The sequence below is a fragment of the Sphingomonas sp. genome (assembly GCF_019635455.1).
Taxonomy (GTDB): Bacteria; Pseudomonadota; Alphaproteobacteria; order Sphingomonadales; family Sphingomonadaceae; genus Sphingomonas.
On sequence record NZ_JAHBZJ010000013.1, the window covers coordinates 37,487 to 62,130 of the forward strand.

The following is a 24,644-nucleotide window of genomic DNA, read 5'->3' on the forward strand; positions in this document are numbered from 1 at the left end:
AGCGACGCACATGAAGAATCCGACCGTCCTCTCTCGCCCCTTTTTCGAGCAGAAGAGCCGCGCCTTCTGGATGCTTCAGGGTGCCGGCTGGGGCGGCTATCTGATGCTGCGCGCGGTTTCCAACTTTTCAAACCGCACCTTCAGCTTCGAAGACCTGATCCGCGTCACGATCGAATCGATCGTCGGCTATTGCCTGACGCTGCTGCTGTCCGCGCTGTACGGCTATTATCGCCGCGTGCCGCGTGTTTCGGGCGTGCTCGCGACGATCGCCACGTTGTTCGCGGCGACGCTCGTCTATGCCGTGCTCAACGCCTTTACGGTGTCGGTGATGCGTGGCGATCCGGGGATCGAGCTGCCGCTGATCCTGGGCAGCCTGTTCCTCAATTTCACCGTGCTCGCGGGCTGGTCCGCGCTATATTACGGCATCAACTTCTACCTGATCGTCGAGGACCAGACCGATCAGATGCGGGTGCTGGAGAATCAGGCGAGCAGCGCCCAGCTGGCGATGCTGCGCTATCAGCTCAACCCGCATTTCCTGTTCAATACGCTCAATTCGATCTCGACGCTGGTGCTGCTCAAGCAGACCGACCGGGCGAACGCGATGCTGGCCCGGCTGTCCAACTTCCTGCGCTACACGCTCGCCAACGAACCGACCGCCCATGTCACGCTGGCGCAGGAGGTCGAGACGCTGAAACTATATCTCGAGATCGAGAAGATGCGCTTCGACCAGCGCCTCAAGCCGGTCTTCGACATCGATCCGCGCACGGTGAAGGCGCGCCTGCCCTCGCTGCTGCTCCAGCCGCTGGTCGAAAATGCGATCAAATATGCCGTCACCCCGCGCGAGGAGGGTGCCGAAATCTGCGTGCGCGCTCGGCTCAGCGGCGATCGGGTGCGGATCACCGTATCGGACACCGGACCGGGATTGATCGAGGGCGAGAACCGGCCAAGCCTTTCAACCGGGGTCGGGCTCACCAATATCAGGGAACGGCTGGCACAGGCGTTCGGCCCGGATCACCGGTTCGAAACCCGGTCGGACCCCGGACGCGGTTTCCGCGTTGAGATCGAAATCCCGTTCCAGATCGAGGAACAGGCACGGGAAGCGGCATGATCGGAACCGGTCCGTAACGATTTCGTTGGGAGGTCAAAGGCAGGGGATAGTACGGCACCGCGCCGGGGGCATCGGCGCAGACCGAAAGCAGAGTAGAGGAACCATGACGATCCGCACCATCCTGGTCGATGACGAACCCCTGGCGATCCAGGGGCTGGAGTTGCGCCTACAGGCGCATGACGATGTCGAGATCATCGAAAAGTGCCAGAACGGGCGCGAGGCGATCCGCGCGATCAAGACGCACAAGCCCGATCTTGTCTTCCTCGACATCCAGATGCCCGGATTCGACGGCTTTTCGGTCGTGCAGGGATTGATGGAGGTCGAGCCGCCGCTGTTCGTCTTCGTCACCGCCTATTCCGACCACGCGATCCGCGCGTTCGAGGCGAATGCGATGGACTATCTCATGAAGCCGGTGGACGAGGCACGCCTCGCCGACACGCTCGACCGGATTCGCCAGCGCATCGCCGAGAAGCGCGGCGTCGAGGAAGTCGAAAAGCTCAAGGAAGTGCTGGCGGAGGTCGCCCCGGAAGCGGCCGAGGAACTGGCGACCGATGCCGGCGAAGTGTCAGCCAACCGCTACGAAAAGCTCATCAACATCAAGGATCGCGGCCAGATCTTTCGCGTCGATGTCGATACGATCGAGGTGGTCGAGGCGGCGGGCGACTATATGTGCATCAAGACCGCCGACAATACGCTGGTCCTGCGCGAGACGATGAAGGATCTGGAAAAGCGCCTCGACCCGCGCCGGTTCCAGCGCGTCCACCGCTCCACCATCGTCAACCTCGACCAGGTGAAACAGGTCAAACCGCACACCAACGGCGAATGTTTCCTGATCCTCGATTCGGGATCACAGGTGAAGGTCAGCCGCAGCTATCGCGACGTGGTGGCGCGGTTCGTCCACTGACCCCGGACGGGCGCGGCGGTCTGCCGCGCCACGCCGGTCGAGCGATTCAATCCTGCTGCGGCGCGGCCTCTTCGCCGTCCGCGGGCGCTTCGTACCAGGCCTCGACCGGGCCGTTCAGCTTGATCGTCAGCGGATTGCCCTTGCGATCGACCTTCTTGCCGAGCTGCACGCGGATCCAGCCTTCGGAAATGCTGTATTCCTCGACATCGCGGCGCTCATTGCCCTTGAAGCGGATGCCGATGCCACGACGCAGCACATCGGCGTCGAAATGCGGACTTTTCGGATTGACCGAGAGCCGGTCGGGAGGCGTGTCACTCATGAGGCGCGCCTCTAGCTAACTTCGCGGACAAAAAAAAGCGGCGCGGGACACGCCCGCGCCGCCTCTTAGTTCCGATGCCCGCAGATCAGCCGCAGTAACGGACGCGCACGTTGCGCCGCAGATACGGGTCATAGACCCGGCGAACGGTGCAGCCACGCCAGCCGCTGCGCTCATACTGGCGATAATAATAGCCGTCGCGCGGATAGTAACCACGCTCCCGGTAATAGGGCTGGTCGTAATTATAGTAGCGATTGTCGTAGTTGTAATAGCGACGATCGTAGCGGTCGTAGTACCGATCGCGGCTCGATCCCGCGATCGCGGCGCCGATGACGACGCCGGCGATGCCGGCAGCGACGGCGGCCCCGGCATTGTCGCGATCCCGATGGCGATAGCGCTGCGCCTCTGCCGGCGCTGCCGCGGTGAGGGCGGTGGCGCCGAGCGTCAGACCGAGCACCGCCTTGGTAATGGTGGTCTTCATGACTTCCTCCTCGTGCATCTGCACTTTCTGACGCCGGAAACGCATGAGCGGGCGCCGTGGATGCATTTATGGACGAGTCGGCCTGAACTGCCCCGGAATCGGATGTTCACTTGCGGTTTAGGCGGATTTGGGGTTGGAGGACCGCCCCTGCCCGCTCCGCGCGCCGACACAAGACGAGGAATGGTCGATGAATCTGTGGCTGATGAAGTCGGAACCGGAAACCTTCAGCTGGGACGATCTGGTCCGCGACGGCAGCACCGAATGGGACGGCGTGCGCAACTATGCCGCCGCCAACAATCTGAAGGCGATGAAAAAGGGCGACCGCGCCTTTTTCTACCACAGCGTCAAGGGGCTGGAGATTGTCGGCATCATGGAGGTGTCGCGCGAGGCGAAGCCCGATGGCGACGGCAAGCATTGGGTATCGGTCGAGGTGAAGCCGATCGCGCCGCTGGACCACCCGGTGTCGCTGAAAGCGGTGAAGGCCGAGCCCCGGCTCGGCGCGATGGAGCTGGTCAAATATTCGCGCCTGTCGGTCGGCAAGGTGACACCCGATGAGTGGAAGCAGGTCATCGACATGTCGAAGGGCTGATCCGCCCGCCGTCCCTTTATCTCGCCCGCGCGCTTCGCTAGACGCCGCAGGGCATGGCAGACGACCTTCCGATCGCCGGCCGCTTCGACGGTAACGCGCACCGCTTCCCCGTTCGTGTCTATTTTGAGGACACCGACCTGTCCGGGGTGGTCTATCACGCCAATTATCTGCGGTTCATGGAGCGTGCGCGCTCCGATATGCTGCGCTGTGCCGGCATCGACCAGCGCGCCGCGTATGAAGGCGGCGAGGGTGTATATGTGGTTCGCGACATCGCGATCCGCTTCTCCGCCCCCGCCCGCCTTGACGACGCGCTCGTCATTGTCAGCCGGGTGCTCGATGTACGGGCCGCCTCGGTGCTTATTCATCAACGAGTCATGCGGGACGGGGAATTGCTGACCGACGCCAGGGTGGAAGCTGCGTTCGTATCGCCACAGGGGCGACCGAAACGACAGCCCAGAGGCTGGGTGGACGCGTTCGTGCCGCTTGTTTGGAAGGGAAGCTGAGCGACACATGGACTGGTTCGTGAATACCGACGCGGCGACGATGTCTCCCCTGGGCCTGTTCCTTCAGGCCGACTGGGTGGTGAAGGCCGTGATGATCGGCCTGTTGCTGGCGAGCATCTGGACCTGGGGCATCATCTTTTCGTTGCGGGGGCGCATCGCGAAAGCGCGCAAGGCCGCCGACCGGTTCGAACGCGATTATCGCAAGAGCGACGATATCGACGCCTTTCACCGCCTGCACGGCGACGAGGACCACCCGGTCGCGCGCGTGTTCGCCGCGGGCGTGACCGAATGGCGGCGATCGACCGGCGGCCGCTCCCTGGACAAGGAAGGGACGCGCGAGCGCCTGGCGACGACGATGGGCGCGGCGGTCGCGCTGGAGATCGACCGGCTGTCGGACCGGCTCAACATCCTCGCCACGGTCGGGTCGGTCGCGCCGTTCGTCGGCCTGTTCGGCACGGTGTGGGGCATCATGCGCAGCTTCACCGCGATTGCGAGCGAACAGAATACCTCGCTCGCGGTGGTTGCGCCGGGGATCGCCGAAGCGCTGTTCGCCACCGCGATCGGCCTGTTCGCGGCGATCCCGGCGGTGATCGCGTACAACCGGTTCAGCCATGGCATCAACAAGGTCGAGGCGCGGCTGAACCGCTTTGCCGACGGGTTCCACGCGACGTTGAGCCGCCAGCTTGACGGCGGCGTCGGCGGCGGGACCGCGCCGGCGCAGAAGTCGCTGCTCTGATGGGGGTGCAGCTTCCCTCCGCCCGCGGAAAGGGGCGTCGCGCGCCGATGGCGGACATCAATGTCACGCCGCTGGTCGATGTGATGCTGGTGCTGCTCATCATCTTCATGGTCACCGCGCCGTTGCTGACCGCCGGCGTGCCGGTGAACCTGCCCGAAAGCCGCGCCAAGCCGCTCGACCAGGACCGCAAGCCGGTCCAGATCTCGATCGACGAAAAGGGCGCGATCTATCTCGACAACAGCGAGGTGGACGAGGCCGGCCTTCCCGCGCTGCTCGATGAGATCGCGGCGCAGCGCGGCGCGGAAAAGCCGCAGATCTTCCTGCGCGCCGACATGCGGCTCGAATATGGGAAGGTGATGCGGGTGATGGGCGAGCTTAATCGCGTCGGCCTGAACAAGGTGTCGCTGGTGACGACGCCGGTGGATCGCTGATGGCGGCAGCGCTCGACCGTCGCGAATCGATCGGGATCGGCCTGGCGGTGCTGGGCCATATCGTCCTGTTCGGCGTGCTGACGGTCGGGTTCCTGTCCACGCCCAATCCCCGCAAGCTCGAGGCGACCCCGATCGAGATTTCGCTGACCGACGAGGTGGGCCTCAAGAGCGAGGCGCCGGTGGTCAATCGCGAAGCCCCGGCCGAACGGCTGGCCGAAGTGCCGGCACCGCCGACGCTCGACACGCCGCCGCCGGTGGAGCGGCCCGAGCCGGAGCCGGTGGTTCGCCCCGACCCCGCCCCGCCCAAGGCACAGCCCCAGCCCGCCCCCAAGCCCGAGCCGAAAAAGGCCGAGCCGAAGTCCAGCGCAGCGCCCCCCAAATCACCGCCCAGGCCGACCACGAAACAGGTGCGCCCGACCGGCCGCCTGTCCGGCATCGTCGATGGCCTGACCGATCAGCCGAGCAAGGGCAAGGCGACCACACCGCAGGCGGCGACGATCGGCCCGGCGGTGCGCAGTTCGGTGTTCGGGCTGATCCGCAAACAGGTTCAGCCGCACTGGCGTTCGCCGACCGGGGCGGATGTCAACCTGCTCGTCACCAATGTCGAGGTGCGGCTCAATCGCGACGGATCGCTCGCGGCCGAACCGCGTATCGTCGGGCAGACGGGCGAGACCGAAAGCAATCGCCCGCAGCAGCAATTGCACAAGGAACGCGCGATCAGCGCGATCAAGCAGGCCGCCCCCTTCAAGGGCCTGCCCGACGAATATTATGACGCCTGGAAAGGCTTTGTCCTGTCCTTCGACCGGAGACTGTAGATGCGCATTCGACTTCTCATTGCCGCCGCCGCGCCGGCGATCTTCCTCGCCGCGCCCGCACATGCGCAGACGCCGGCGCAGGTCCGGCCGCCCGTCGTGGCCGCGCCGCAGCAGCCGGCACAGGATGGCCAGTTGCCGGTCATCGACGTCACCGACGAGAGCGCGCAGGACCTGACGATCCTCATCCCCGCGATGCCGACGGCGCAGGTGGTGAGCACGCCGGCAGGCAGCACCGACGCGCTGGGGCGACAGATTTCCGAAGTCATCGCCGCCGATCTGGGCAATACCGGCCTGTTCAAGCCACTTGGCCCCACCGGCGTCCGCGCGATCCCCTATGGCGAAGTGAGCGCCCCCGATTTCGCCTATTGGCGCGGCGCCAGCGCGCAGGCGCTGGTTCAGGGGTTCGTCCGCGCCGGCGGGGACGGCACGCTGACCGTGGGATGCTATCTCTATGACATCGCGCTGGGGACCGAGAGCGCCCGACAGGGCTTTGTCGTGCAGCCGAGCGAATGGCGCCGCGCCGCGCACAAATGCGCCGACACCATCTACACCCGCCTGACCGGCGAAGGGCCGTATTTCGACAGCCGCGTGGTCTATGTCAGCGAGACGGGGCCGAAGAACCGGCGCATCAAGCGGCTGGCGATCATGGATCAGGACGGCGCCAATCACCGGTTCCTGACCAATGGCCAGTCGATCGTGCTGACCCCGCACCTGTCGCCCGACGATCGTCGCATCGCCTATATGAGCTATCAGAACGACAAGCCCTCGCTCTATGTGTACGACCTGTCGAACGGGACGCAGCGGTTGCTGGTCACGAATGTCAGCCTGGCCTTCGCGCCGCGTTTCAGCCCCGACGGGCGGTGGGTGCTGTTCACCATGTCGACGGCGGGCAATGCCGATATCTATCGCATCCCCGCGACCGGCGGCACGCCGCAACGGCTGACCAACAGCCCCGGCATCGATACCGGCGGCAGCTTTTCGCCCGATGGCAGCCGGATCGTGTTCGAAAGCGACCGCTCCGGCACCCAGCAGCTGTATGTGATGAACGCCGACGGATCGAACCAGCAGCGGATCAGCTTTGGCGGCGCGCGCTATGCGACGCCGGCATGGAGCCCGCGCGGCGACCTGATCGCATTCACCCGTATCGGCGGCGGATTCCGGATCGGCGTGATGAGCCCGTCGGGCGGCGGCGAAAAGCTGCTGACCGACAGCTGGGGAGACGAAGGGCCGACCTGGTCCCCCAATGGCCGCGTGCTGATGTTCTTCCGCGGCGCACAGGGGCCGTCGGGCAAGGCGGATGTGTGGTCGGTCGATCTGACCGGCACCAATGCGCGCCGGATTCCGACGCCACTGGACGGATCCGATCCCGCATGGGGACCGCTGCGTCCATGAAACGGGGTTGACGCACACCGGAACACTCACGCACCCTGACCGTTACGTTCGGGTATCGAATTTTGAAGCGAGCTATAGGGAGACACATCATGGCGAAGCTGAAGACCGCCCTGATCATTGCGACGATGGCCGTCGCGGTGGCGGGCTGCCAGAAAAAGCGGCCGGAAACGCTGCCCCCCGGCCCCGGCCCGGTCGATCCCGGCCCCGGCCCCGGACCCGGCGGCGGCATGGCCCAGCCCGGCACCCCCGAGCATTTCCGCCAGAATGTGATCAGCGACACGATCAATTTCGGGTTCGACCAATATGACATCGACGCGCGCGCGCGCCAGATCCTGGACAGTCAGGCGCAGTGGCTGATGCAGTTTCCGAACACGCGCATCACGATCGAGGGACATTGCGACGAACGCGGCACGCGCGAGTATAATCTTGCACTCGGCGATCGCCGCGCCAATGCCGCGAAAAACTATCTCGCCGCGCGCGGGGTCTCGCCGGCCCGGATCACGACGATCAGCTATGGCAAGGAACGTCCGATCGCGCTCGGTTCGGACGAGGCCAGCTGGGCGCAGAACCGCCGGGCGGTGACGATCGTCCTGAACTGACCAATCCTGTACACATATAGAAGGGGGCGTGGCCTGCGGGCCGCGCCCCCTTTTTCGCGCGCGACCGTTCCGCGCCCGTCCGATTTCGCTTGCGCCTTCCGTGATTCGATATAAAGATGATATCATAATTATGGAGGCAAACATGTCCGACTTCGATTCCCGCGCGCTGCGCAGCAGCAGCGAGCGCCCCGCCGCCACCGTCAGCGGCTATGCCATGCTGATCGCGATGCTGGTGCTGATCGCGGTGCTGATCTTTGCGATCACCCAGATCAAGGATGGTCCGCCCGCCCCATGGGAAGGGGGGGCGCTGATCGCGAGCGTGATCGGCCTGAGCTTCATCGCGCCGGGCTTTTACCTGCTTCAGCCGAATCAGGCGGCGGCGATCCTGCTGTTCGGCGATTACAAGGGGACCGACCGGACCACCGGGCTGCGCTGGACCTGGCCATGGATGATCAAGAAGAAGATTTCGGTGCGCATCCACAACATCACCTCCGAACGGCTGAAGGTGAACGACCTGCGCGGCAACCCGATCGAAATCGCGTCGAACGTGGTGTGGCGCGTTGCCGACACCGCCCAGGCGCTGTTCGATGTCGATGACTATCGCGAATTCGTCCACATCCAGATCGAGAGCGCGGTCCGCGCGATCGGCTCGCGCTATCCCTATGACGATTTCACGCATGAAGAGATGACGCTGCGCGGCAATGCCGATCATGTGAGCGAGGAACTGCGCACTGAGTTGCAGGATCGCGTGGTGGCGGCGGGCGTCCATATCGACGAATGCCGGCTGACCCACCTGGCCTATGCGCAGGAGATCGCCCAGGCGATGCTGCGGCGCCAACAGGCCGAGGCGGTGATCGCCGCCCGCCAGAAGCTGGTCGAAGGTGCCGTGTCGATGGTCGAGACGGCGCTGGAACAGCTGAGCGAGAAGAATGTCGTCGAACTGGATGACGAGCGCCGCGCGGCGATGGTGTCGAACCTGATGGTCGTGCTGTGTTCGGAACGCGATACCCAGCCCGTCGTCAACACCGGTTCGCTCTACCAATAACGGCGGCGAGCTTGGCAGCCCCACCCAAAAAGGCGTTCCCGCTCCGTCTCGACCCGGCTCTGTATGCGGCGATCGAGCGGAGCGCGGCGACCGATTTGCGCAGCGTGAATGCGCAGGTCGAATGCCTGTTGCGCGAGGCGCTGGGCCGGCGCGGCGTCAAGCTGGCCGATCCGGTGCGGGCGCGCCGCGGACGGCCCCCGAAGAACGAAGGAGACGAGACATGATGATGGCGTTTTTCACCCGTCGCGAACGGCTGCCATGGCTGGTCGCGGGATCGCTGCTGCTGCTCGGCATCGGCCTGACGCTGGTGCTGTCATGAAGCCGGATGAGGTGCGCGCGCATTTTCGCGTGCGCGAGGGATATTGGTTCGCGCCCAAGCTGTTCGGCTATGGCGCGACTCCGGCGACCTGGCAGGGTTGGCTCAGCCTGTTCGGCTTTGTCGGTGCGATCGCCCTGCTGGCGCACACGATCCGCCAGCCTGGCCTGCTGATCGCGGCGGTGGCGCCGCTTACCATCGCCTATATCTGGTTCGTCTATACGAAGACGGATGGCGGATTCCACTGGCGCTGGGGCCCGGGAAAGGACTGACGCCAAGACGCCTTGCGCGCGTGAAATCAGCGGCCTAGCCTTTGCGCCGCAGGGGGATCGACCCCGCGACCCAGGCGCGGAGTGTACCCATGGCGTTCACCGATACCGGCACCGGCCCCGACGGCGAGGATATCGCCGACCCGCGTGGCGACCGCGCGCAGCATATCCGCAACGACACCGCGTTTTTCGGTCACCCGCGCGGCCTGGGCTTTCTCGCCGGGTCGGAGATGTGGGAGCGTTTCTCGTTCTACGGGATGCAGGCGCTTCTCATGCTCTACATGACGAAGCTGCTGCTCACCCCAGAGGTCGAGCCGGGGGTGTTCGGCCTTGCCGCGTTCCGCGCGCTGCTTTCGGGCATCTTCGGTCCGATGACCGATCTGGCGTTCGCGGCGCAGACCTTCGGCCTTTATTCCGGGACGATCCTGGTGACGCCGCTGATCGGCGCATGGCTGGGCGATCGGGTGCTGGGGCGGACGAAGACGGTGTCGATCGGCGCGCTGCTGATGGCGGCGGGGCATCTGACGATGGCCAGCGAACGCGCATTCCTGATCGCGCTACTGCTGCTGATCCTGGGCGGCGGCTGTTTCATCGGCAATCTTCAGGCCCAGATCGGCGGCCTGTACGCACCCGACGACAGCCGGCGCACCCGCGCGTTCGGCATCTATCTGATGGCGCTCAACGTCGGAGCGCTGATGTCCCCGCTGATCGTCGGCACGCTGGGGGAGAAGCTGGGGTTCCACTGGGGATTCGGCGCGGCGGGGATCGGCATGCTGTTCGGGCTGGTGATCTATCTCGTCGGGCGCCCCCACCTTGCCCCCGACCTGATTTCGAAGGGCGAGCGGCCGGCGCCGCTGAACCGCGCGCAATGGGTGACGGTGGCGGCGCTGATCGTCACCTTTCTGCCCCGGATTTTCGCCAATGCCGCCGCGCAACAGGCCTATGGCATCATGGTGGTATGGGCCGACGGCGCGGTCGATCGCACGATCTTCGGGTGGGAAATGCCGGTCACCTGGGTGCTGACCGCCGACGGCATCCTGACGATATTGGGCGTGCTGCTCGCCAACCGGATCTGGATGCGATTGGCGCGGCGAGGGCGCGAGCCGGGGGATATCGCCAAGATCGGCATCGGCAATATGATGATCGTGGTGGCGTTCGTCACGGTCGGCCTGCTGGCGACATTGCCGAAGGTGCCGATCTTCGGCTGGCTCGGCTTCTACCTGCTGCTCACCGCGTCCTATGCGTGGTTCGATCCGCCGGGCAAGGCGCTGATCTCCCGCTACGCCCCGGCATCGATCAACGGCACGATGTTCGCCGTGTCGAACGTGGCGTCGGCGCTGGGCTTTTTCCTGCTCGGCTGGCTGGGGCGCTTCTACGAGCCGCTGGGGCCGTCACTCTATTTCATGCTGACCGCGACGCTGCCGATCGGCGGCGCGGCGCTGATGTTCCTGTTCCACCGCCCGCTCCGGCGCGCGCTGGAAGCGGCGGAGTCTCGCGAAACCGGGCAGGGCGCGCCCTAGGACGCCCTTGCCGGCGCCGACGCGGGTGGCGCGAACGCCTCGTCGAGCAGGCGGGCGAGCCGCAGCCCGCCGCGCGTCACCTGCTTGCGAAGCACCGGCACCAGCTTGTCCACGGCGGCATCGTCCAGCTTGCCGCGCGCCGGCTGATCGGGCGCGCACGGATCATCGCCATAGGCGACCGCATAGGCCTCATGCGCGATCTGCCAGTTTTCGCGGCTCCAGTCCTCGATCGTGCCGGCTTCCATCGTCGCGCGCTCGCCCGCCGGATAGACATGGACCAGCGGCGGCGGTGTCGAAATCGCGCGTTCGGCCAGCCAGCCATCCCAGATGCTGTGCAGATTGAGCCGGTCGGTCGAATAGATGCCGTAATCTGATTTCGCCCGGTTTCCGCCCAGATCGCCCTTGTCGCCGGCATGGAGCGGCTGGTGAAGATCGCCCACCAGATGGACCAGGAACGCCAGCGCCATCACCTTTTCGCGCTGCGGCACCTTCGGGTCCTGCAACAGCTTCACCTGACGTTCGATCTGCGCCGACACACAATTTCCGTCGGGGCAATTGCCCTTCAGCGTGAACGGCTTGCAGATGTTCACATTCTGATAGTGCCAGTTATAGGCGTAGCTGAACCGGGGACCCAGTTGCTTGATGCAGTCGGGCCACACGCTCGCCTCCTCGATCGTGCGCGCCGGACAGGTCGGCGTTTCGAGCAGTCCCTGCTGGCGCAACAGCCGGTCGATCGCCCGCTTCGTTTCGGGCCGCACATTCTTGTACGCGATCGCGGCGACCGTCTCATGCCCATATTCCCAATAGGCGAAGGCGGGCGTGGCGAGGACCGCGCTGAACAGCGCGAGCAGGGCAAGCAGACGGCGAATCATGTCGGTCCCTTACTCTTCGTCGCCATAGATCGCGATCACCTTCTTGCCGCCGGCCGATGCCTTGCCGCGATACATGCCGGGCGTGTTGAAACTCCATCCCATCTCGCCGGTCGGTCCGGTGACGATGACACCGCCGCTGCCGCCCAGCGCCTTCGTCTCGCCCATCACGACATCCGCCGCCGTCTTCAGGCTCTCGCCCTTGAACCGCACGCGGGCGCAGATTTCGTGCGCCACACCCTCGCGGATGAAATATTCGCCCGAACCGGTCGCGGAAATGGCGCAGCCGCGATCGTCTGCATAGGTCCCGGCGCCGATAATCGGCGAATCGCCAACCCGGCCCCATCGTTTCCCGGTGACGCCGCCGGTCGAAGTCGCGGCGGCGACATGCCCCGCCTTGTCCTTCGCCACCGCGCCGACGGTGCCGTATTTCATATCGACGTCGAACCAGCTGGTCTTCTTCGCCTTCATCTTTTCGAGCTGCTGGCGGCGTTCGTCGGTCGCGAACCAGCTGGGATCGGCCTGTTCCAGCCCCTTTTCCGCGCTGAAGATATCGGCGCCCTTGCCCGCCAGCATCACATGGGGGCTGTCCTCCATCACCTTGCGGGCGAGGCTGACGGGATGGCGGGTGCGGGTGACGCCGGCGACCGCGCCCGCCGCACGGGTCGCGCCGTCCATGATCGACGCGTCGAGTTCGTTCGTCCCCTCATAGGTGAAGACCGCGCCGCGCCCCGCGTTGAAGTTGGGATCATCCTCCAGCACACGGATCGCCGCCTCGACCGCGTCGAGCGCGCTGCCGCCGCCCGCCAGCACCTTTGACCCCGCGTCGAGCGCGGCATCAAGGCCGGCACGCGCCGCAGCCTCGCGCTCGGGCGTCATCTTGTCACGCTGCAGCACGCCCGCGCCGCCATGGATGACGAGCGTCCATTCGGGGGCGGACTGGGCGGCGGCAGGAAGAGACATCGAAAGCACTCCAAGCAGGGAAATCAGGCGGATCATATGGCCTCCGGATTTGGGGCGGGCGTCGGCGCGGGGCGATCCCGTCGCTGCATCCTGAGGCCGATGAGCGGCCGCAGCAATGGCACTTCGCGGCCATAGCGATAGAACAGCCAGCAGCCCAGGATCGTTACCGGCACCAATACCACGAATTCGACAAGCCCCCCCACCCGCGCCTTCAGCAGCCAATACATCGCGACCACGATGATCGTCTGATGGATCAGGTAAAAGGGGAACACCGCCTCGGTCAGCATCGGGCGCAGGCGATGGTCGCGGTTGAGGAACACCTCCGCGATCCCGATCAGCGCCGCGATCATCATCCAGGACTGGATGTAGCGCGCCGCGAGCATCACCCGGCCCAGGATCCAGGGATGATGGCCCCAATAGGAAATGGTGATCGCCACGCTGACCGCATAGGCAGCGAGGCCGATCGCCAGCGCGGGCGCCCACAGCCGCGCGATCCAGCCCATCACCGCCTCCGACCGGGCCAGCGCGAAGCCGAACAGAAAGGCGGGAAAATAGGCCAGGTGGGCGATGCCGTCATGGATGACGTCGTGCGTGTCGCTCCACCGCTGAAAGAACACCACCTGAGACAGCAGAAGATAGGCGGTGGGCAGCCACAGCACGCGCGTGCCGGCAAAGGCACGATCGAACATGCGCTGTACCCATGCGCCGCCCGGCAACAGCACGATGAGCGCGAGCGCCATCGTATAGATCCACAGATAGCCGACGAACCACAGATGGTTCCAGGTCGGAAACACCAGGCCGTGAAAAACGCCGAACCGCCAGAAATCACGGGTCCAGAAATACCACAGGCCGTGAGAATAGATGTGCTGCGTCTTCAGCTCGACATAGCTTTGCGGCGGGACGATCAGGGCGATGCCGAACAACAGCGGCACGATCAGCCGCCAGGTGCGGTTGGCCGAAAAGTCGGTGACGCCATCGGACCGGGTCCACAGCGCGCGGCTGGCATAGCCGGAGACGACGAACAGCAATGTCAGACGCCACGGATTGGTGAACAGCATCGGCACCGTGACCCATGCGGCCGGGTGCGCGGTCTTCGCATGATAGCCCCATGGCACGAAGACCATCCCGATATGATAGAAGATCAGCAGTCCGAACGCGCCGATCCGCAACCAATCCATGCCGTAATGCCGTTTCACCCGCGCCCCTTAGCGCGCGGGGACGGGATTGTCAGGCCGCTTGCGGCGAGGAACCGCGCGCACGGCGGCCCGGCCGGCGCGAAAGCCCGATCAACGGCCGCAGCCAATCGACCTCCCGGCCCAGGAGATAGAAGAGGGTGCTGGCCGCCAGGGTGCCGGCCGCGAGCAACGCGAATTCGACCGTCGCGGACAGACCCATGGGCAGCGTGTGCCAGGCGATGAGCACGATCACCGGCTGGTGGATCAGATAGAAGGGAAACACCGCCTCCGCGATCGTCGCGCGCCAGCGGTGATCGCGATTGAGCATCCGGTCCGCGAAGTGGAACAGCACCAGGATCATCGTCCACGCCATGACGGTGCGGGCCGCGCGATCAGCGGCCATGATCCAGTGCGGCGGCAGCATGTCGCCCGGATAGCTGAGCTCGACCGACAGGACAGTCGCGCCCGAGGCCAATGCGAGCATCAGCGCCGCCGGCCATAGTTGCGCGATTCGCGGCCAGATCTGCGGCGCGCCGGCAAGGATGAAGCCGAACAGGAAGATCGGCACGAACCGCGCATGACCCGACCAGTCGGTGAGCAGCCCCTTTTCCTCAGGCACGACGAACAGCAGGGCCAGGCGCAGGATCGTCATGACCACGATCGGCACCCAGAGCAACCGACGCCCTTCGAGCAGCCAGGCGACGAGCCTGTCCGCCCCGCGTCGAAGCGCCGGCCCGTGCAGCATCAGCGCGAGCGCGAGCACCGCCGTGTACGCCCAGAGATAGGCGACGAACCACAGATGCTCCCAGCTTGGCAGGACGCGCCCGTAAAATTCGCCCCAATGCCAGTAATCGAGCAACCAGAAATGAAGATAGCCATGGGGATAGCCCCCTTCCTGCACGCGCACCCACATCTCCGGCGGGATCAGCACCGCCATGCCGAATGCCAGCGGGACCAGCAGCCGCAGGTTGCGCGATCGCAGGAACGCGCCCGCGCCGCCCGATCGTTCGAACAAATGGCGCGAGGCGAAACCGGACACCGCGAACAGCAGCGGCAGCCGCCAGGGCGTGAGCAGAGCCATCGGCGGAACGAGCGCGGTGATCGCATGGGGCGTCTTGATCACCCAGCTCCAGGGCGAGAAGACCATCCCGATATGATAGAGGATCAGCAGTCCGAACGCGGCGATGCGCAGCCAGTCCAGGCCATAATGGCGCCCATTGCGCATCGGTGCCGGCTCGGACGGGTTCACGTCCGGCCCATATCCGCTCAGGCGTCACCAATTGGTTAGCGCCGCCGCCTTTTTCCGCGCGGACACGTCGGCTATAGCGGCGCCGAAGCAGAGGAACCGTCCCATGTCCGTTCGTCCCTGGCGCGATATCGTGCGCCGCCCCAGCCGCCAGATCATGGTGGGCAACGTTCCCGTCGGCGGCGACGCTCCGGTCACCGTTCAGACGATGACGAACACCCCGACATCCGACGCGCGGGCGACGATCGACCAGATCCGCCGCTGCGAGGATGCCGGCGTCGATATCATCCGTGTCTCGTGTCCCGATGTCGAAAGCACGGCCGCGCTGCGCCAGATCGTCCGTGCGGCGCGCGTACCGATCGTCGCCGACATCCATTTCCACTATAAGCGCGCGCTCGAAGCCGCCGATGCGGGCGCCGCCTGCCTGCGCATCAACCCGGGCAATATCGGATCGGCGGAGCGGGTGAACGAAGTGGTCAACGCCGCCAAGGCGAACGGCTGCGCGATCCGCATCGGCGTGAATGCGGGCAGCCTGGAAAAGGACCTGCTCGAAAAATATGGCGAACCCTGTCCCGCCGCGCTGGTGGAAAGCGCGCTGGATCACATCAAGCTGTTGCAGGATCGCGATTTCCACGAATTCAAGGTCGCGGTGAAGGCGAGCGACATCTTTCTTGCCGTCGCGGCGTATCAGCAGCTGGCCGAAGCCGTCGATTGCCCGCTGCATCTGGGCATTACCGAGGCCGGTGGATTCGTCGGCGGGACGGTGAAGAGCGCGATCGGCATCGGATCGCTGCTCTGGTACGGCATCGGCGACACGATCCGCGTCTCGCTTTCGGCCGAACCGGAAGAGGAGGTGCGCGTCGGGTTTGAAATCCTGAAGGCGCTGGGCATCCGCAACCGCGGGGTTCGCGTGGTTTCCTGCCCCAGCTGCGCACGCCAGGGATTCGACGTCATCCGCACCGTTCAGACGCTGGAGGAGCGGCTGCAACATATCCGCACGCCGATGTCGCTCAGCGTGCTCGGTTGTGTGGTGAACGGGCCGGGCGAGGCGCGCGAGACCGATATCGGCGTAACCGGAGGCGGCAATGGCAAGCACATGGTCTATCTGTCGGGCGTGACCGATCACCACGTGCAGGACGCCGACATGATCGATCATATCGTCCGCCTGGTCGAAGCGAAGGCGGCAGAGATCGAGGCTGCCGGGGCGGAGGCCGCGGCGGCCTGATTCAGCCGCCGCCGAGCACGTTGATCGTGAACGCGATCACGCCGAGGTTGAAGACGAACGCGACCATCGAATGCAACGTCACCACCCGCCGCAGCCGGGTCGTGCAGATCGCGGTATCCGACGTCTGGAAGGTCATTCCGAGGGTGAAGGCGAAGTAGATGAAGTCCCAGTAGGCGGGCGTTTCGGTTTTCGGAAAATCCAGCCCGCCCGCGTCGCCATCCTCCCCCTTGCTGTAGAACAGATGCGCATAATGCAGCGCGTAGACGGTATTGGCGAAACACCATGCCAGCATCAGCGTGGCGACGATCAGCACGATCATCGGACCCGATGTCCGCTCGTTCCCCGCAAGTTCGGCGGCGACGGCAGCCAGAATGGCGATCATGGTCGCCGCGCTGATCAGCAGAAGGAGCGCGCGATTGGCATCATTGTCGCGGGCGACCACGCGCATGCGATCGGTATCCGCGCCAAGCAGCGGCACCAGCGAGACCAGAAAGACCAGCGCGGCGATATCGAACGCGATCATCAGCCCCGTCGACCACTCGCTCGCCCCGATCGCGATCGGCGTGGCGATGGCGGCGATCAGGCAGAAGGCGAGAAAGCGCGGCGGCGCGATCCGATTGCCGAGCCGAAACGGCCCCCGCTTCACGACACGCCGCCGGATGGCAGCGCGCCGATCGCACGGGTTGGGCGGCCCACCCTATTCGCCGGGCGCGGCAATCGCGTCGCCAAGTCGGAATACGGTCTGGTCCACCACCAGGGCGTCGTCCGGGGCGAGCGGAACCGGCGCAGAAGCAGCGGCCTGATCTCGCGCATCGATCCCCGCGCCGGCAATGGGCAGCGGAGCGGGCGAAGCCGCGCGCGCCGCCGTTCCCGAACTCGCCAGGATGGACGCGATATCCGCCGGCGGTTCCAGTCCCGGGGAGATGACCGCCGACCTGCGTTGCCGGACGCGCCGTTCAAGCTCCGCGATCGCCAGCCGCTCATGTTCCAGAAACTGTAACTCCTGCCGTTGTGGATCGGCTTCATAACCACGCGACATCGCAAAGGAAGCGGGGCGAAGTTGCAGGAGCGTATCCGCCTCGATCATCATGAATCCGGCGGCGGAAGGGACGAGCATGAACGCCGCCCAGCGCCGGCGCGACACCGTCGACCGCGCCGGCGCGGCCCGATAGACGGGGGAGGCACGCCTGTGAGCCTGAGGCGCGTGCATCGCCGATCCGGCCGGTCGAGCGGCGCGCGGGCGGCGTGACGCATCATAGGCCGCACGCCGTGCCGGATCGCTGAGGAGCGCAAAGGCCGCGTTGATTTCGGCAGACCGTCGCGTGGCATCCGCCGACCGGTTGATGTCAGGATGGTGATCGCGGATCAGGCGGCGGTACGCGACGCGAATCGCGTCACCGTCTGCGGTCGGCGAGACGCGCAGCGTTGCATATGGATCTGAAGGACCGGACATCCGCCGTCGCGCCCCCTGTTTCCCGGCCCGAACCCGGCCGCCACGGACAAGACATATCGCGCCCGATCGAAGAGGACAACCGCCTCGCCCTCGCCCGACATCCGCGCTAGGGCGCGGCGATGCGCCCCGCTCCTCCCCTGCTCGCGTTCGCGGTCGCGTCGCTCGGCATCGCCATTTTCTCGTCGATGGATGCGGTGATGAAGGGCCTCGTCCTCGCGCTGGGCGCGTATAACGCGCTGGCATGGCGGACGATGGCCGGGATCGTGGTGAGCGGCATTCCCTATCTGTTGTCGCGTCCCGCCCGGCCGCGCCGCGCGGCGATGCGGCTGCACCTGATCCGCGCGGCCGTCGCGGCGGTGATGGCGCTGCTCTTCTTCTGGGGCCTCGCGCGCGTGCCGATGGCCCAGGCGATCGCGCTGTCCTTCATCGCGCCGATCCTCGCGCTGTTTCTCGCGGCTCTCATCCTCGATGAGCGAATCACGCGCACGGCGATCGTCGCCACCGGCCTGGCATTTGGGGGGGTGCTGCTGATCCTGTGGGGGCAGGCGCGGGCGGAAATGGGACATGCGGCGTTGATGGGCGCCATCGCGATCCTCGCCTCGGCCTGCTGCTATGCGTGGAACATCGTGCTGATGCGGCAGCAGGCGCTGATCGCCGGGCCGGCGGAGATCGCCTTTTATCAGTCGCTGTTCGTCGCGCTGGCGTTCCTGATCGGCGCCCCCTTCCTGCTGGAGGTACCGGCGATCGATCACGCCCCGGCGCTGATCGGTGCGGCGGTGCTGGCGACCGTGTCGCTGTTCCTGCTTTCATGGGCCTATGCGCGCGCCCAGGCCAATTATCTTGCGCCGACCGAATATACCGGCTTTCTGTGGGCGACGATGTGGGGGTGGCTGGTGTTTGGCGAGCATGTTTCCTTTTTCACGGTTGCCGGCGCGGCGTTGATCGTCGGGGGATGCATCATCGCCGCCCAGCGTCGCGATCTGGCGCCGGTGGCGGATACCGAGGCCCAGTTGCCATGATCTGCATTCGACCTGCCGAACCCGATGATTTCGACCTGATCGCGCAGTTCATCCGCAAGCTCGCCGCCTATGAAAAGCTGACGCACGAGGTACGCTTCGATGCCGATGTCATGCGCGGGCATCTGTTCGCAGACCGGCCCGCCGCCGACGTGCTGATCGGCGAGATCGACGGCGTCCCGCGCGGGTTCGCGCTGTTCTTTCAGACCTTTTCCACCTTCGAGGGAAAGCCCGGCATTTGGCTGGAGGATCTGTTCGTCGATCCCGATGCGCGCGGATCGGGCCTTGGCCGCGCGCTTCTGTCCCGATTGGCGGCGCTGGTGGTCGAACGTGGCGGCGCGCGCCTCGAATGGGCGGTGCTGGACTGGAACGAGCTGGGCAAGGGCTTCTACCGATCGATCGGCGCCGCGGCCGTCGATGGATGGGAACGGTGGCGGATGGAGGGCGCGGCGATCGAGCGACTGGCCAATGGCGGCTGACGCGGGCCTGATCGCCTGGGCGAAGGAGGCGCTCGAACCGCTGGGCCATGTCACCCATCGCGCGATGATGGGCGCGGCGGTGCTCTATTGCGACGGCACCGTCTTTGCCGTGGTCGATGCCGAGGCGATCTATTTCAAGGCCGACGCGACGAGCGCGCCCGCCTGGGACGCCGCCGGCTGTCCACCCTTCACCTTCACCAACAAGCAGGGTGAGACGGTGTCGATGAACTACCGGCGCGCACCCGACGACGTGTATGACGATGCCGATGCGATGCGCGAATGGGCGGCGCTGGGCATCGCCGCCGGGCAGCGCGCGCCCGTCAAACGCAAGCGCGTGCGATAGGCGTCAGGCCGCCTTCGCGTTCTTTGCCGCCTCGATCGCTTCCAGCACGATCCGACGCGCTTCCTCGGCATCGCCCCATTCGCCGATCCGGACCCATTTTTCGGCTTCCAGGTCCTTGTAATGCTTGAAAAAGTGCTCGATCTGCTGAAGCACGATCGAGGGCAGGTCCTGCCGCTCCCCGACATCGGAATAATAGGGGAAGGTGGTATCGACCGGCACACAGATCAGCTTTTCGTCGCCGCCATGCTCGTCTTCCAGTTTGAGCACGCCGATCGGGCGGGCGCGCACCACGCACCCCGCGATGAACGGCGAGCGTGAAATGACCAGCGCGTCGAGCGGGTCGCCGTCGGGCGACAGGGTGTGGGGAACGAAGCCGTAATTCGCCGGATAGCGCATCGGCGTGTGAAGGATGCGGTCCACGAACAGCGCGCCCGAGGCCTTGTCGAACTCATACTTCACCGGCTCGCCGCCCGTCGGGACTTCGATGATGACGTTCAGGCTGTGCGGCGGATTGTCGCCGACAGGAATCATGTCGATGCGCATTCGTCTTCCTTGCTGTGGTTCGGTATTCCCGTCAGCGCGGGGCTAGCAACCGATCCAGGCCACCCTCTCCGGTGCCGATTTTTTCGAGGCGCGGATAGCGCAGCCCATCATGATAGTCGATGGCGATTTCGCGATAGCGGGTGCCGTTCTTGACCAGCAGCCGGATCGGCGCCTTCGCATCTTTCGCAAGCGTCACCGCTTCCTTCAAACGCTCGTCCGAATATTCGCGCCCCTCCACCGCGACGATCGTGTCGCCCACGTCCAGCCCGGTTTCGAATGCCGGCGAATCCCAGATCACGCTGTTGATCGCCCCGCCCTTTCCGACCGACAGGCCGATCGAATAGCTGAGATCGGTGGCGCCGCTGCGCTTTTCGCCATTCCTGAACGCGGTGGTCGGCTCCGCCGTATAGACCAGCCGATATCCGTTATCGGTGAAACCCGTCAGCGGCGCGCGCGCCGACACCTCATAGACCCGCTTGCGCAGGAAACCGGCCCAGTCATAGGGCTGGATCGCATTGAGCGTGGCGACCACATCGTCGAACCGATAGGTCAGCGTTCCCCAGTCGCCATCGCGCATCCCGAAAAAGGCGCGCGCGAAATCGTCCATCGACTTGCTGCCGCCCGACTGCTGCCGAAGGATCGAGTCCACCTCCATCCAGATCAGCAGACCTTCATTGTAATAATCCTCCGACCGCTGCCAGCTGACCCACCCCTTGGGGCGGCGTGCGGAGATGATCGGATCGTTGGTGGTATCGATCAGCGGCCGCCAGCTGCGCGCCGGGCGATGGTCGAGATTGGCGGCGATGCCGGCGAGCATGTCCAGCGTATCCTGTTTCGACACGATGCCCGAGCGCGCCTGGAGGACATAGCCCCAGAACTGCGTCTGCCCCTCGTAAACCCACAACAGGCTGTCGCGCATCGGAGTGCGGAAATCGGGCGTCCACAGATCCGCGCCGCGACGAAACTTGCCGTTCCAGCTGTGGGTGAATTCGTGCGGGAGCAGGTTGCGCGACCCCGGCCCCTCATTCCACTTGGTGAAATAGCCGGGCTTCACCCCGTTTTCCGAGCTGCGATGATGTTCCAGCCCGATGCCGCCCATCTCGTCGGTGATCGCGAACAGGAATTCATACTGATCGTAATGCTGTGCGCCGAACAGCTTCACCGCCTGCGTCACCAGATTGCGATGCGCCTCGATCTGTTCGGGCTTCGCCTCCAGCTCCGCGGGATCATCGGCGAAGACGTTGAGATCGACGCGATCCGACAATTTCCATTCGCGATAATAGCGGCCCGCAAAGACCGGCGAATCGATCAGCGTATTGTAGGTCGTCCGGTCATAGACATAGTCGCCGCCCTGCTTCTTCGCGGGAAGCGCGGAGACGGCGGTCCAGCCTTCCGGATAGGTCACCGTCGCCTCGATCGGGATGCGGCGGGTGAAATAGCCCGCCGGATACAGGCTCACCTGCTCGAACTGAAGGTTCAGCATCGCCGGCGCGATCGACACGCGGCCCTGATTGCTCTCGGTGGCGCCGGTGAACTGGAATTCGATGTCGAGTTGCTTCGCCCCGGCAGGCACATCGATATGAAACGCCCACACATCGACCGGATCGCGCAGCCACGCGATCGGCCTGCCATTCGCACTGATCCTGAGGCCGGTCAGCTTTTCGACCTCGCCCCGCGCCGCATGCTTGCCGGGCAGCCATGCCGGCATCAGCAGCGTCATCGGTCCGGCGGCGGCGACCGGCACGGTTTCCTTCACCCGATAGATCGCCTGCTGCACATTGGTCGCATCGACCTTGATCTTCAGGACGCCGGGATAGTCGATATCGCGCGCGGCGGGGATGTCGTTGTCGAACGGCAGCGGCTGGGGCGCGCTGTTCTGGGCCAGAACCGGAGCCGAAGCGAGCAACAGGGCGGATATCGCGAAAACGCGGCGCATGAACGGGCCTCTCGGATGAAATGATGCGAGTGCGTTCTTAGGCAGGAAGGGCCGCAGGGGTAAAGCCCCGCGGCAACAGGCTTCACGCCTTGCTTACCATTGCGGCGTTATGGGATGCGGCATGTATCACGACGCTGCTCTCGGTCGCCGCGCAAAGGCGGATCCGCGGCCCAAATCGGCGGTCAGCACCGGATGCGGGCTGGCCGGCCTTGCCGGCATGGCGATCTGGCTGGCGGTGGCGCGCGCCTATCATATGGACGGGCCGTTCTCCGCGCTCGTCAATCTGCTCGCCTGCGGCATTCCGATGGCGTTGTGGGCGGTGGTCATCGACAAGGTGCATCGCAATCCCTCGACCGGCGTCCGCTGGGCCGATCCGCGCCCGCTGCGCGAAACGCTCGACATTTCGCTGACGAAGATCGCGGGGCTGTGGCTGACCTGGGGCGGCATCGCGTTCATCTATTCGATCTGCCGCTTTTACTGGGAGGGGAATTTCGCCTTTGCCATGTGGTGCTTCCAGATGGCGGCGCCGGCGATCTTCGTGCTTTCGGTCCCGTATCTGCTGTGGATCGACCGCCATCTGGAGGATCCCAAGGACGGCGCGTGGATGCTGGGCGCGTGGATGATGGGATCGCGGGAAGCGATCGATCACGCCGCGATCCACAACCATCTGCGCAGCTGGGGCGTGAAGGCGTTTTTCCTCGCCTTCATGCTGGCGATCGTACCGCCCGGTTTCGGCGCGTTCATCCGCGCCGATGCAAGCGGCATCCTGACCAATCCGGTGGCGCTGACCAACTGGCTGGTGACCGGCATGTTCATGATCGACGTCGCCTTTGCGACGGTCGGATACATGCTCACCTTCCGGCCGCTCGACAGCCATATTCGCAGCGCCAATCCCTATGCCGGCGCCTGGGCGATCGCGCTGATCTGCTACCCGCCCTTCATCCTGATGGGGAATGGCGGGCCGCTCGATTACCACCCCGGCACGTCGGACTGGACCTATTGGCTGGCCGGACACCCGGTCGCGCTGTGGATCCTGGGCGCGGTTCTGGTCGCGCTGACCGCGATCTACGCCTGGGCGACGATGGCGTTCGGGTTCCGCTTTTCCAACCTCACCCATCGCGGCATCATCACGCACGGCCCCTATGCGTTCAGCCGTCACCCCGCCTATCTGTCGAAGAACCTGTTCTGGTGGCTGTCCACCTGTCCGCTGCTGGTGACCACCGGCAGCCTGGCCGACGCGGTGCGCGCGACGGCGCTGTTGTCCGTCGTCAGCGCCGTCTATTACGTGCGCGCCAAGACCGAGGAACGGCATTTGAAGGCCGATCCCGCCTATCGCGACTATAGCGAATGGATGGAGCGCAACGCGCCGATCCCGCGTTTCTTCGCCTGGATCGGCGGTCGCCGGCAGCCGCCGTCATCGGCGACCCCGGCGCCGAGCGAAAGCTAGCCCAGCAGCTGCTGGGCAAAGGCGCGAACCGCAGGCCCGATATCCTCACGCTCCAGTGACAGCGCGAAATTGGCCTGCGCATATCCCGCCTTGTCCCCGCAATCATAGCGGACCCCCTGAAAGGTGACGCCATGGAACGGCTGATCGCCGATCATCCGTGCCATCGCATCGGTCAGCTGGATTTCTCCGCCGGCGCCCTTTTCCTGCGTTTCGAGCACGCGCATGACTTCGGGTTGCAGGATGTAGCGACCGATCACCGCCAGGTTGGAGGGGGCGGTGCCGGGCCTGGGCTTCTCGACCAACCCCCTGACCTCGGTCAGCACGCCGTCGCGGCCGCCCGGCGTGATCACGCCATATTTGTCGGTCTGGTCATCGGCCACTTCCTGCGCACAGATCAGGTTGCCGCCCACCTTGTTATACGCCTCGACCATCTGCTTGAGGCACCCTGGCGCCGCCTTGCCACCGACCATGAAATCGTCGGCGAGCAGCACCGCGAACGGTTCGTCGCCGACGATGTCGCGCGCGCACCACACGGCGTGGCCAAGGCCCATCGGCTCCTGCTGGCGGACATAAGCGACCGCACCCGGCTTCAACCGGGTCGAATCCAGCACATCAAGCGACTTTCCGCGCGCCGACATCGTCGTTTCGAGTTCGTAGGCGATATCGAAATGGTCCTCGATCGCGCTCTTGCCGCGCCCGGTGACGAAGATCATCTGCTCGATCCCCGCTTCCAGCGCCTCATCGACGGCATATTGGATGAGCGGACGATCGACGACGGGCAGCATCTCCTTTGGCATCGCTTTCGTCGCGGGCAGGAAACGGGTGCCGAGTCCGCCGACGGGGAACACCGCCTTGCGCAGGGGTTTGAATGTCATGGCGGGTCAGATAGCGGACTTGCCCCCGGCGCGCAAAGCCGGGTTGCGCA

The 24,644-nt window shown here is 65.3% G+C and carries 29 protein-coding genes and 1 pseudogene; 18 read left to right on the plus strand and 12 right to left on the minus strand.

Translation table 11 applies throughout. The features are described from left to right. The first annotated feature begins 10 nt into the window (after positions 1-10). Positions 11-1,108, plus strand: coding sequence for a histidine kinase (locus KF783_RS14565; protein ID WP_294080597.1), 1,098 nt, complete (start codon positions 11-13; stop codon positions 1,106-1,108). 103 nt (positions 1,109-1,211) lie between these two features. After that, the gene (locus KF783_RS14570) at positions 1,212-2,012 is read left to right on the plus strand and encodes a LytTR family DNA-binding domain-containing protein (RefSeq protein WP_294080600.1); all 801 of its coding nucleotides are present in this window, start codon (positions 1,212-1,214) and stop codon (positions 2,010-2,012) included. A 46-nt stretch (positions 2,013-2,058) separates the two neighbouring features. On the opposite strand, the gene KF783_RS14575 is transcribed toward KF783_RS14570, so the two are convergent. Next, on the minus strand, positions 2,059-2,331 hold the full coding sequence (locus tag KF783_RS14575; RefSeq protein WP_294080602.1) for a DUF3297 family protein: 273 nt from the start codon (positions 2,329-2,331) through the stop codon (positions 2,059-2,061). A gap of 85 nt (positions 2,332-2,416) precedes the next feature. Beyond that, on the minus strand, positions 2,417-2,809 hold the full coding sequence (locus KF783_RS14580) for a hypothetical protein (RefSeq protein ID WP_294080604.1): 393 nt from the start codon (positions 2,807-2,809) through the stop codon (positions 2,417-2,419). A gap of 187 nt (positions 2,810-2,996) precedes the next feature. Here KF783_RS14580 and KF783_RS14585 point away from each other — a divergent pair, with 187 nt between their 5' ends. From KF783_RS14585 to KF783_RS14635, 11 genes are all read left to right on the plus strand, one after another. Further along, complete coding sequence (locus tag KF783_RS14585) at positions 2,997-3,398, plus strand: EVE domain-containing protein (protein WP_294080606.1); 402 nt, start codon at positions 2,997-2,999, stop codon at positions 3,396-3,398. A 53-nt stretch (positions 3,399-3,451) separates the two neighbouring features. After that, the gene (gene ybgC, locus KF783_RS14590; RefSeq protein WP_294080608.1) at positions 3,452-3,901 is read left to right on the plus strand and encodes a tol-pal system-associated acyl-CoA thioesterase; all 450 of its coding nucleotides are present in this window, start codon (positions 3,452-3,454) and stop codon (positions 3,899-3,901) included. A 7-nt stretch (positions 3,902-3,908) separates the two neighbouring features. Further along, positions 3,909-4,637 carry a protein TolQ gene (tolQ, locus tag KF783_RS14595; protein WP_294080610.1) on the plus strand — a complete coding sequence of 243 codons (729 nt, stop codon included), beginning with the start codon at positions 3,909-3,911 and terminating at the stop codon, positions 4,635-4,637. Further along, positions 4,637-5,068 (plus strand): protein TolR, encoded by a 432-nt coding sequence (tolR, locus tag KF783_RS14600; RefSeq protein WP_294080611.1) that lies wholly within the window; start codon positions 4,637-4,639, stop codon positions 5,066-5,068. Before tolQ ends, tolR begins: the two co-directional genes overlap by 1 nt. After that, positions 5,068-5,883 carry a cell envelope biogenesis protein TolA gene (locus tag KF783_RS14605; RefSeq protein WP_294080613.1) on the plus strand — a complete coding sequence of 272 codons (816 nt, stop codon included), beginning with the start codon at positions 5,068-5,070 and terminating at the stop codon, positions 5,881-5,883. The genes tolR and KF783_RS14605 overlap by 1 nt, the downstream gene beginning before the upstream one ends. Next, the gene (tolB, locus tag KF783_RS14610) at positions 5,884-7,275 is read left to right on the plus strand and encodes a Tol-Pal system beta propeller repeat protein TolB (RefSeq protein WP_294080615.1); all 1,392 of its coding nucleotides are present in this window, start codon (positions 5,884-5,886) and stop codon (positions 7,273-7,275) included. 89 nt (positions 7,276-7,364) lie between these two features. Then, positions 7,365-7,874, plus strand: a complete 510-nt coding sequence (pal, locus tag KF783_RS14615; protein ID WP_294080617.1) for a peptidoglycan-associated lipoprotein Pal — start codon at positions 7,365-7,367, stop codon at positions 7,872-7,874. A 142-nt stretch (positions 7,875-8,016) separates the two neighbouring features. Continuing rightward, positions 8,017-8,919, plus strand: coding sequence for an SPFH domain-containing protein (locus tag KF783_RS14620; protein ID WP_294080620.1), 903 nt, complete (start codon positions 8,017-8,019; stop codon positions 8,917-8,919). An 11-nt stretch (positions 8,920-8,930) separates the two neighbouring features. Continuing rightward, positions 8,931-9,143 (plus strand): toxin-antitoxin system HicB family antitoxin, encoded by a 213-nt coding sequence (locus tag KF783_RS14625; RefSeq protein WP_294080622.1) that lies wholly within the window; start codon positions 8,931-8,933, stop codon positions 9,141-9,143. 91 nt (positions 9,144-9,234) lie between these two features. Continuing rightward, positions 9,235-9,507, plus strand: a complete 273-nt coding sequence (locus tag KF783_RS14630; RefSeq protein WP_294080623.1) for a hypothetical protein — start codon at positions 9,235-9,237, stop codon at positions 9,505-9,507. An 89-nt stretch (positions 9,508-9,596) separates the two neighbouring features. Beyond that, entirely contained in the window at positions 9,597-11,024 is a 1,428-nt protein-coding gene (locus tag KF783_RS14635; RefSeq protein ID WP_294080625.1) for a peptide MFS transporter, read from the plus strand. Here the strand turns inward: KF783_RS14635 and KF783_RS14640 are convergent. Genes KF783_RS14640 through KF783_RS14655 form a run of 4 tightly spaced genes read right to left on the minus strand, consistent with a single transcriptional unit; the run spans position 11,021 to position 15,280 of the window. Continuing rightward, on the minus strand, positions 11,021-11,896 hold the full coding sequence (locus tag KF783_RS14640; protein ID WP_294080627.1) for a S1/P1 nuclease: 876 nt from the start codon (positions 11,894-11,896) through the stop codon (positions 11,021-11,023). The two genes, KF783_RS14635 and KF783_RS14640, sit on opposite strands and share 4 nt — an antisense overlap. A 9-nt stretch (positions 11,897-11,905) precedes the next feature. After that, the gene (locus tag KF783_RS14645; protein ID WP_294080628.1) at positions 11,906-12,856 is read right to left on the minus strand and encodes an isoaspartyl peptidase/L-asparaginase; all 951 of its coding nucleotides are present in this window, start codon (positions 12,854-12,856) and stop codon (positions 11,906-11,908) included. A 32-nt stretch (positions 12,857-12,888) separates the two neighbouring features. Beyond that, entirely contained in the window at positions 12,889-14,052 is a 1,164-nt protein-coding gene (locus KF783_RS14650; protein WP_294080630.1) for an acyltransferase, read from the minus strand. 31 nt (positions 14,053-14,083) lie between these two features. Then, entirely contained in the window at positions 14,084-15,280 is a 1,197-nt protein-coding gene (locus KF783_RS14655; RefSeq protein ID WP_294080632.1) for an acyltransferase family protein, read from the minus strand. 103 nt (positions 15,281-15,383) lie between these two features. Between KF783_RS14655 and ispG the strand changes: the two genes are divergently transcribed. Then, complete coding sequence (gene ispG / locus KF783_RS14660; RefSeq protein WP_294080634.1) at positions 15,384-16,502, plus strand: flavodoxin-dependent (E)-4-hydroxy-3-methylbut-2-enyl-diphosphate synthase; 1,119 nt, start codon at positions 15,384-15,386, stop codon at positions 16,500-16,502. Position 16,503: 1 nt separating this feature from the next. Here ispG and KF783_RS14665 read toward each other — a convergent pair whose 3' ends face one another. The 3 genes and pseudogenes from KF783_RS14665 to KF783_RS15815 form a co-directional block, all read right to left on the minus strand. Continuing rightward, positions 16,504-17,148, minus strand: a complete 645-nt coding sequence (locus KF783_RS14665; RefSeq protein WP_294080636.1) for a DUF1345 domain-containing protein — start codon at positions 17,146-17,148, stop codon at positions 16,504-16,506. Positions 17,149-17,199: 51 nt separating this feature from the next. Further along, positions 17,200-17,619: a hypothetical protein gene (locus tag KF783_RS14670; protein WP_294080638.1), complete on the minus strand. Its 420-nt coding sequence runs from the start codon at positions 17,617-17,619 to the stop codon at positions 17,200-17,202. A 147-nt stretch (positions 17,620-17,766) separates the two neighbouring features. Beyond that, positions 17,767-17,955: pseudogene (locus KF783_RS15815) on the minus strand (J domain-containing protein); the annotation flags it as partial. 119 nt (positions 17,956-18,074) lie between these two features. On the opposite strand from KF783_RS15815, the gene KF783_RS14675 reads away from it, so the two are divergent. Genes KF783_RS14675 through KF783_RS14685 form a run of 3 tightly spaced genes read left to right on the plus strand, consistent with a single transcriptional unit; the run spans position 18,075 to position 19,793 of the window. Beyond that, entirely contained in the window at positions 18,075-18,974 is a 900-nt protein-coding gene (locus tag KF783_RS14675) for a DMT family transporter (protein ID WP_294080640.1), read from the plus strand. Continuing rightward, complete coding sequence (locus tag KF783_RS14680; protein WP_294080641.1) at positions 18,971-19,450, plus strand: GNAT family N-acetyltransferase; 480 nt, start codon at positions 18,971-18,973, stop codon at positions 19,448-19,450. The genes KF783_RS14675 and KF783_RS14680 overlap by 4 nt, the downstream gene beginning before the upstream one ends. Further along, complete coding sequence (locus KF783_RS14685; protein WP_294080643.1) at positions 19,440-19,793, plus strand: TfoX/Sxy family protein; 354 nt, start codon at positions 19,440-19,442, stop codon at positions 19,791-19,793. Before KF783_RS14680 ends, KF783_RS14685 begins: the two co-directional genes overlap by 11 nt. Positions 19,794-19,796: 3 nt before the next feature. On the opposite strand, the gene ppa is transcribed toward KF783_RS14685, so the two are convergent. Both ppa and KF783_RS14695 read right to left on the minus strand, forming a co-directional pair. Then, positions 19,797-20,336: an inorganic diphosphatase gene (gene ppa, locus KF783_RS14690; protein WP_294080644.1), complete on the minus strand. Its 540-nt coding sequence runs from the start codon at positions 20,334-20,336 to the stop codon at positions 19,797-19,799. A gap of 31 nt (positions 20,337-20,367) precedes the next feature. Then, on the minus strand, positions 20,368-22,272 hold the full coding sequence (locus KF783_RS14695; protein ID WP_294080646.1) for a peptidase M61: 1,905 nt from the start codon (positions 22,270-22,272) through the stop codon (positions 20,368-20,370). A 121-nt stretch (positions 22,273-22,393) separates the two neighbouring features. Between KF783_RS14695 and KF783_RS14700 the strand changes: the two genes are divergently transcribed. Beyond that, entirely contained in the window at positions 22,394-23,719 is a 1,326-nt protein-coding gene (locus tag KF783_RS14700; protein WP_294080648.1) for an isoprenylcysteine carboxylmethyltransferase family protein, read from the plus strand. On the opposite strand, the gene galU is transcribed toward KF783_RS14700, so the two are convergent. Beyond that, positions 23,716-24,594, minus strand: a complete 879-nt coding sequence (gene galU / locus KF783_RS14705; RefSeq protein ID WP_294080650.1) for a UTP--glucose-1-phosphate uridylyltransferase GalU — start codon at positions 24,592-24,594, stop codon at positions 23,716-23,718. The two genes, KF783_RS14700 and galU, sit on opposite strands and share 4 nt — an antisense overlap. Positions 24,595-24,644 lie beyond the last annotated feature (50 nt).

Excerpts from the sequence above, each read along its gene's own strand:
- KF783_RS14670 (WP_294080638.1), bottom strand. The coding sequence starts at position 17,619 with ATGCTCGTCCCTTCCGCCGCCGGATTCATGATGATCGAGGCGGATACG.
- ppa (WP_294080644.1), bottom strand. The coding sequence starts at position 20,336 with ATGCGCATCGACATGATTCCTGTCGGCGACAATCCGCCGCACAGCCTG.
- KF783_RS14620 (WP_294080620.1), top strand. The coding sequence starts at position 8,017 with ATGTCCGACTTCGATTCCCGCGCGCTGCGCAGCAGCAGCGAGCGCCCC.
- KF783_RS14605 (WP_294080613.1), top strand. The coding sequence starts at position 5,068 with ATGGCGGCAGCGCTCGACCGTCGCGAATCGATCGGGATCGGCCTGGCG.
- KF783_RS14645 (WP_294080628.1), bottom strand. The coding sequence starts at position 12,856 with ATGTCTCTTCCTGCCGCCGCCCAGTCCGCCCCCGAATGGACGCTCGTC.
- tolB (WP_294080615.1), top strand. The coding sequence starts at position 5,884 with ATGCGCATTCGACTTCTCATTGCCGCCGCCGCGCCGGCGATCTTCCTC.
- KF783_RS14570 (WP_294080600.1), top strand. The coding sequence starts at position 1,212 with ATGACGATCCGCACCATCCTGGTCGATGACGAACCCCTGGCGATCCAG.
- ispG (WP_294080634.1), top strand. The coding sequence starts at position 15,384 with ATGTCCGTTCGTCCCTGGCGCGATATCGTGCGCCGCCCCAGCCGCCAG.
- KF783_RS14695 (WP_294080646.1), bottom strand. The coding sequence starts at position 22,272 with ATGCGCCGCGTTTTCGCGATATCCGCCCTGTTGCTCGCTTCGGCTCCG.
- tolQ (WP_294080610.1), top strand. The coding sequence starts at position 3,909 with ATGGACTGGTTCGTGAATACCGACGCGGCGACGATGTCTCCCCTGGGC.
- tolR (WP_294080611.1), top strand. The coding sequence starts at position 4,637 with ATGGGGGTGCAGCTTCCCTCCGCCCGCGGAAAGGGGCGTCGCGCGCCG.
- KF783_RS14680 (WP_294080641.1), top strand. The coding sequence starts at position 18,971 with ATGATCTGCATTCGACCTGCCGAACCCGATGATTTCGACCTGATCGCG.
- KF783_RS14700 (WP_294080648.1), top strand. The coding sequence starts at position 22,394 with ATGTATCACGACGCTGCTCTCGGTCGCCGCGCAAAGGCGGATCCGCGG.
- KF783_RS14585 (WP_294080606.1), top strand. The coding sequence starts at position 2,997 with ATGAATCTGTGGCTGATGAAGTCGGAACCGGAAACCTTCAGCTGGGAC.
- KF783_RS14580 (WP_294080604.1), bottom strand. The coding sequence starts at position 2,809 with ATGAAGACCACCATTACCAAGGCGGTGCTCGGTCTGACGCTCGGCGCC.
- KF783_RS14565 (WP_294080597.1), top strand. The coding sequence starts at position 11 with ATGAAGAATCCGACCGTCCTCTCTCGCCCCTTTTTCGAGCAGAAGAGC.
- KF783_RS14575 (WP_294080602.1), bottom strand. The coding sequence starts at position 2,331 with ATGAGTGACACGCCTCCCGACCGGCTCTCGGTCAATCCGAAAAGTCCG.
- KF783_RS14685 (WP_294080643.1), top strand. The coding sequence starts at position 19,440 with ATGGCGGCTGACGCGGGCCTGATCGCCTGGGCGAAGGAGGCGCTCGAA.
- KF783_RS14630 (WP_294080623.1), top strand. The coding sequence starts at position 9,235 with ATGAAGCCGGATGAGGTGCGCGCGCATTTTCGCGTGCGCGAGGGATAT.
- KF783_RS14635 (WP_294080625.1), top strand. The coding sequence starts at position 9,597 with ATGGCGTTCACCGATACCGGCACCGGCCCCGACGGCGAGGATATCGCC.
- galU (WP_294080650.1), bottom strand. The coding sequence starts at position 24,594 with ATGACATTCAAACCCCTGCGCAAGGCGGTGTTCCCCGTCGGCGGACTC.
- KF783_RS14675 (WP_294080640.1), top strand. The coding sequence starts at position 18,075 with ATGCGCCCCGCTCCTCCCCTGCTCGCGTTCGCGGTCGCGTCGCTCGGC.
- KF783_RS14640 (WP_294080627.1), bottom strand. The coding sequence starts at position 11,896 with ATGATTCGCCGTCTGCTTGCCCTGCTCGCGCTGTTCAGCGCGGTCCTC.
- ybgC (WP_294080608.1), top strand. The coding sequence starts at position 3,452 with ATGGCAGACGACCTTCCGATCGCCGGCCGCTTCGACGGTAACGCGCAC.
- pal (WP_294080617.1), top strand. The coding sequence starts at position 7,365 with ATGGCGAAGCTGAAGACCGCCCTGATCATTGCGACGATGGCCGTCGCG.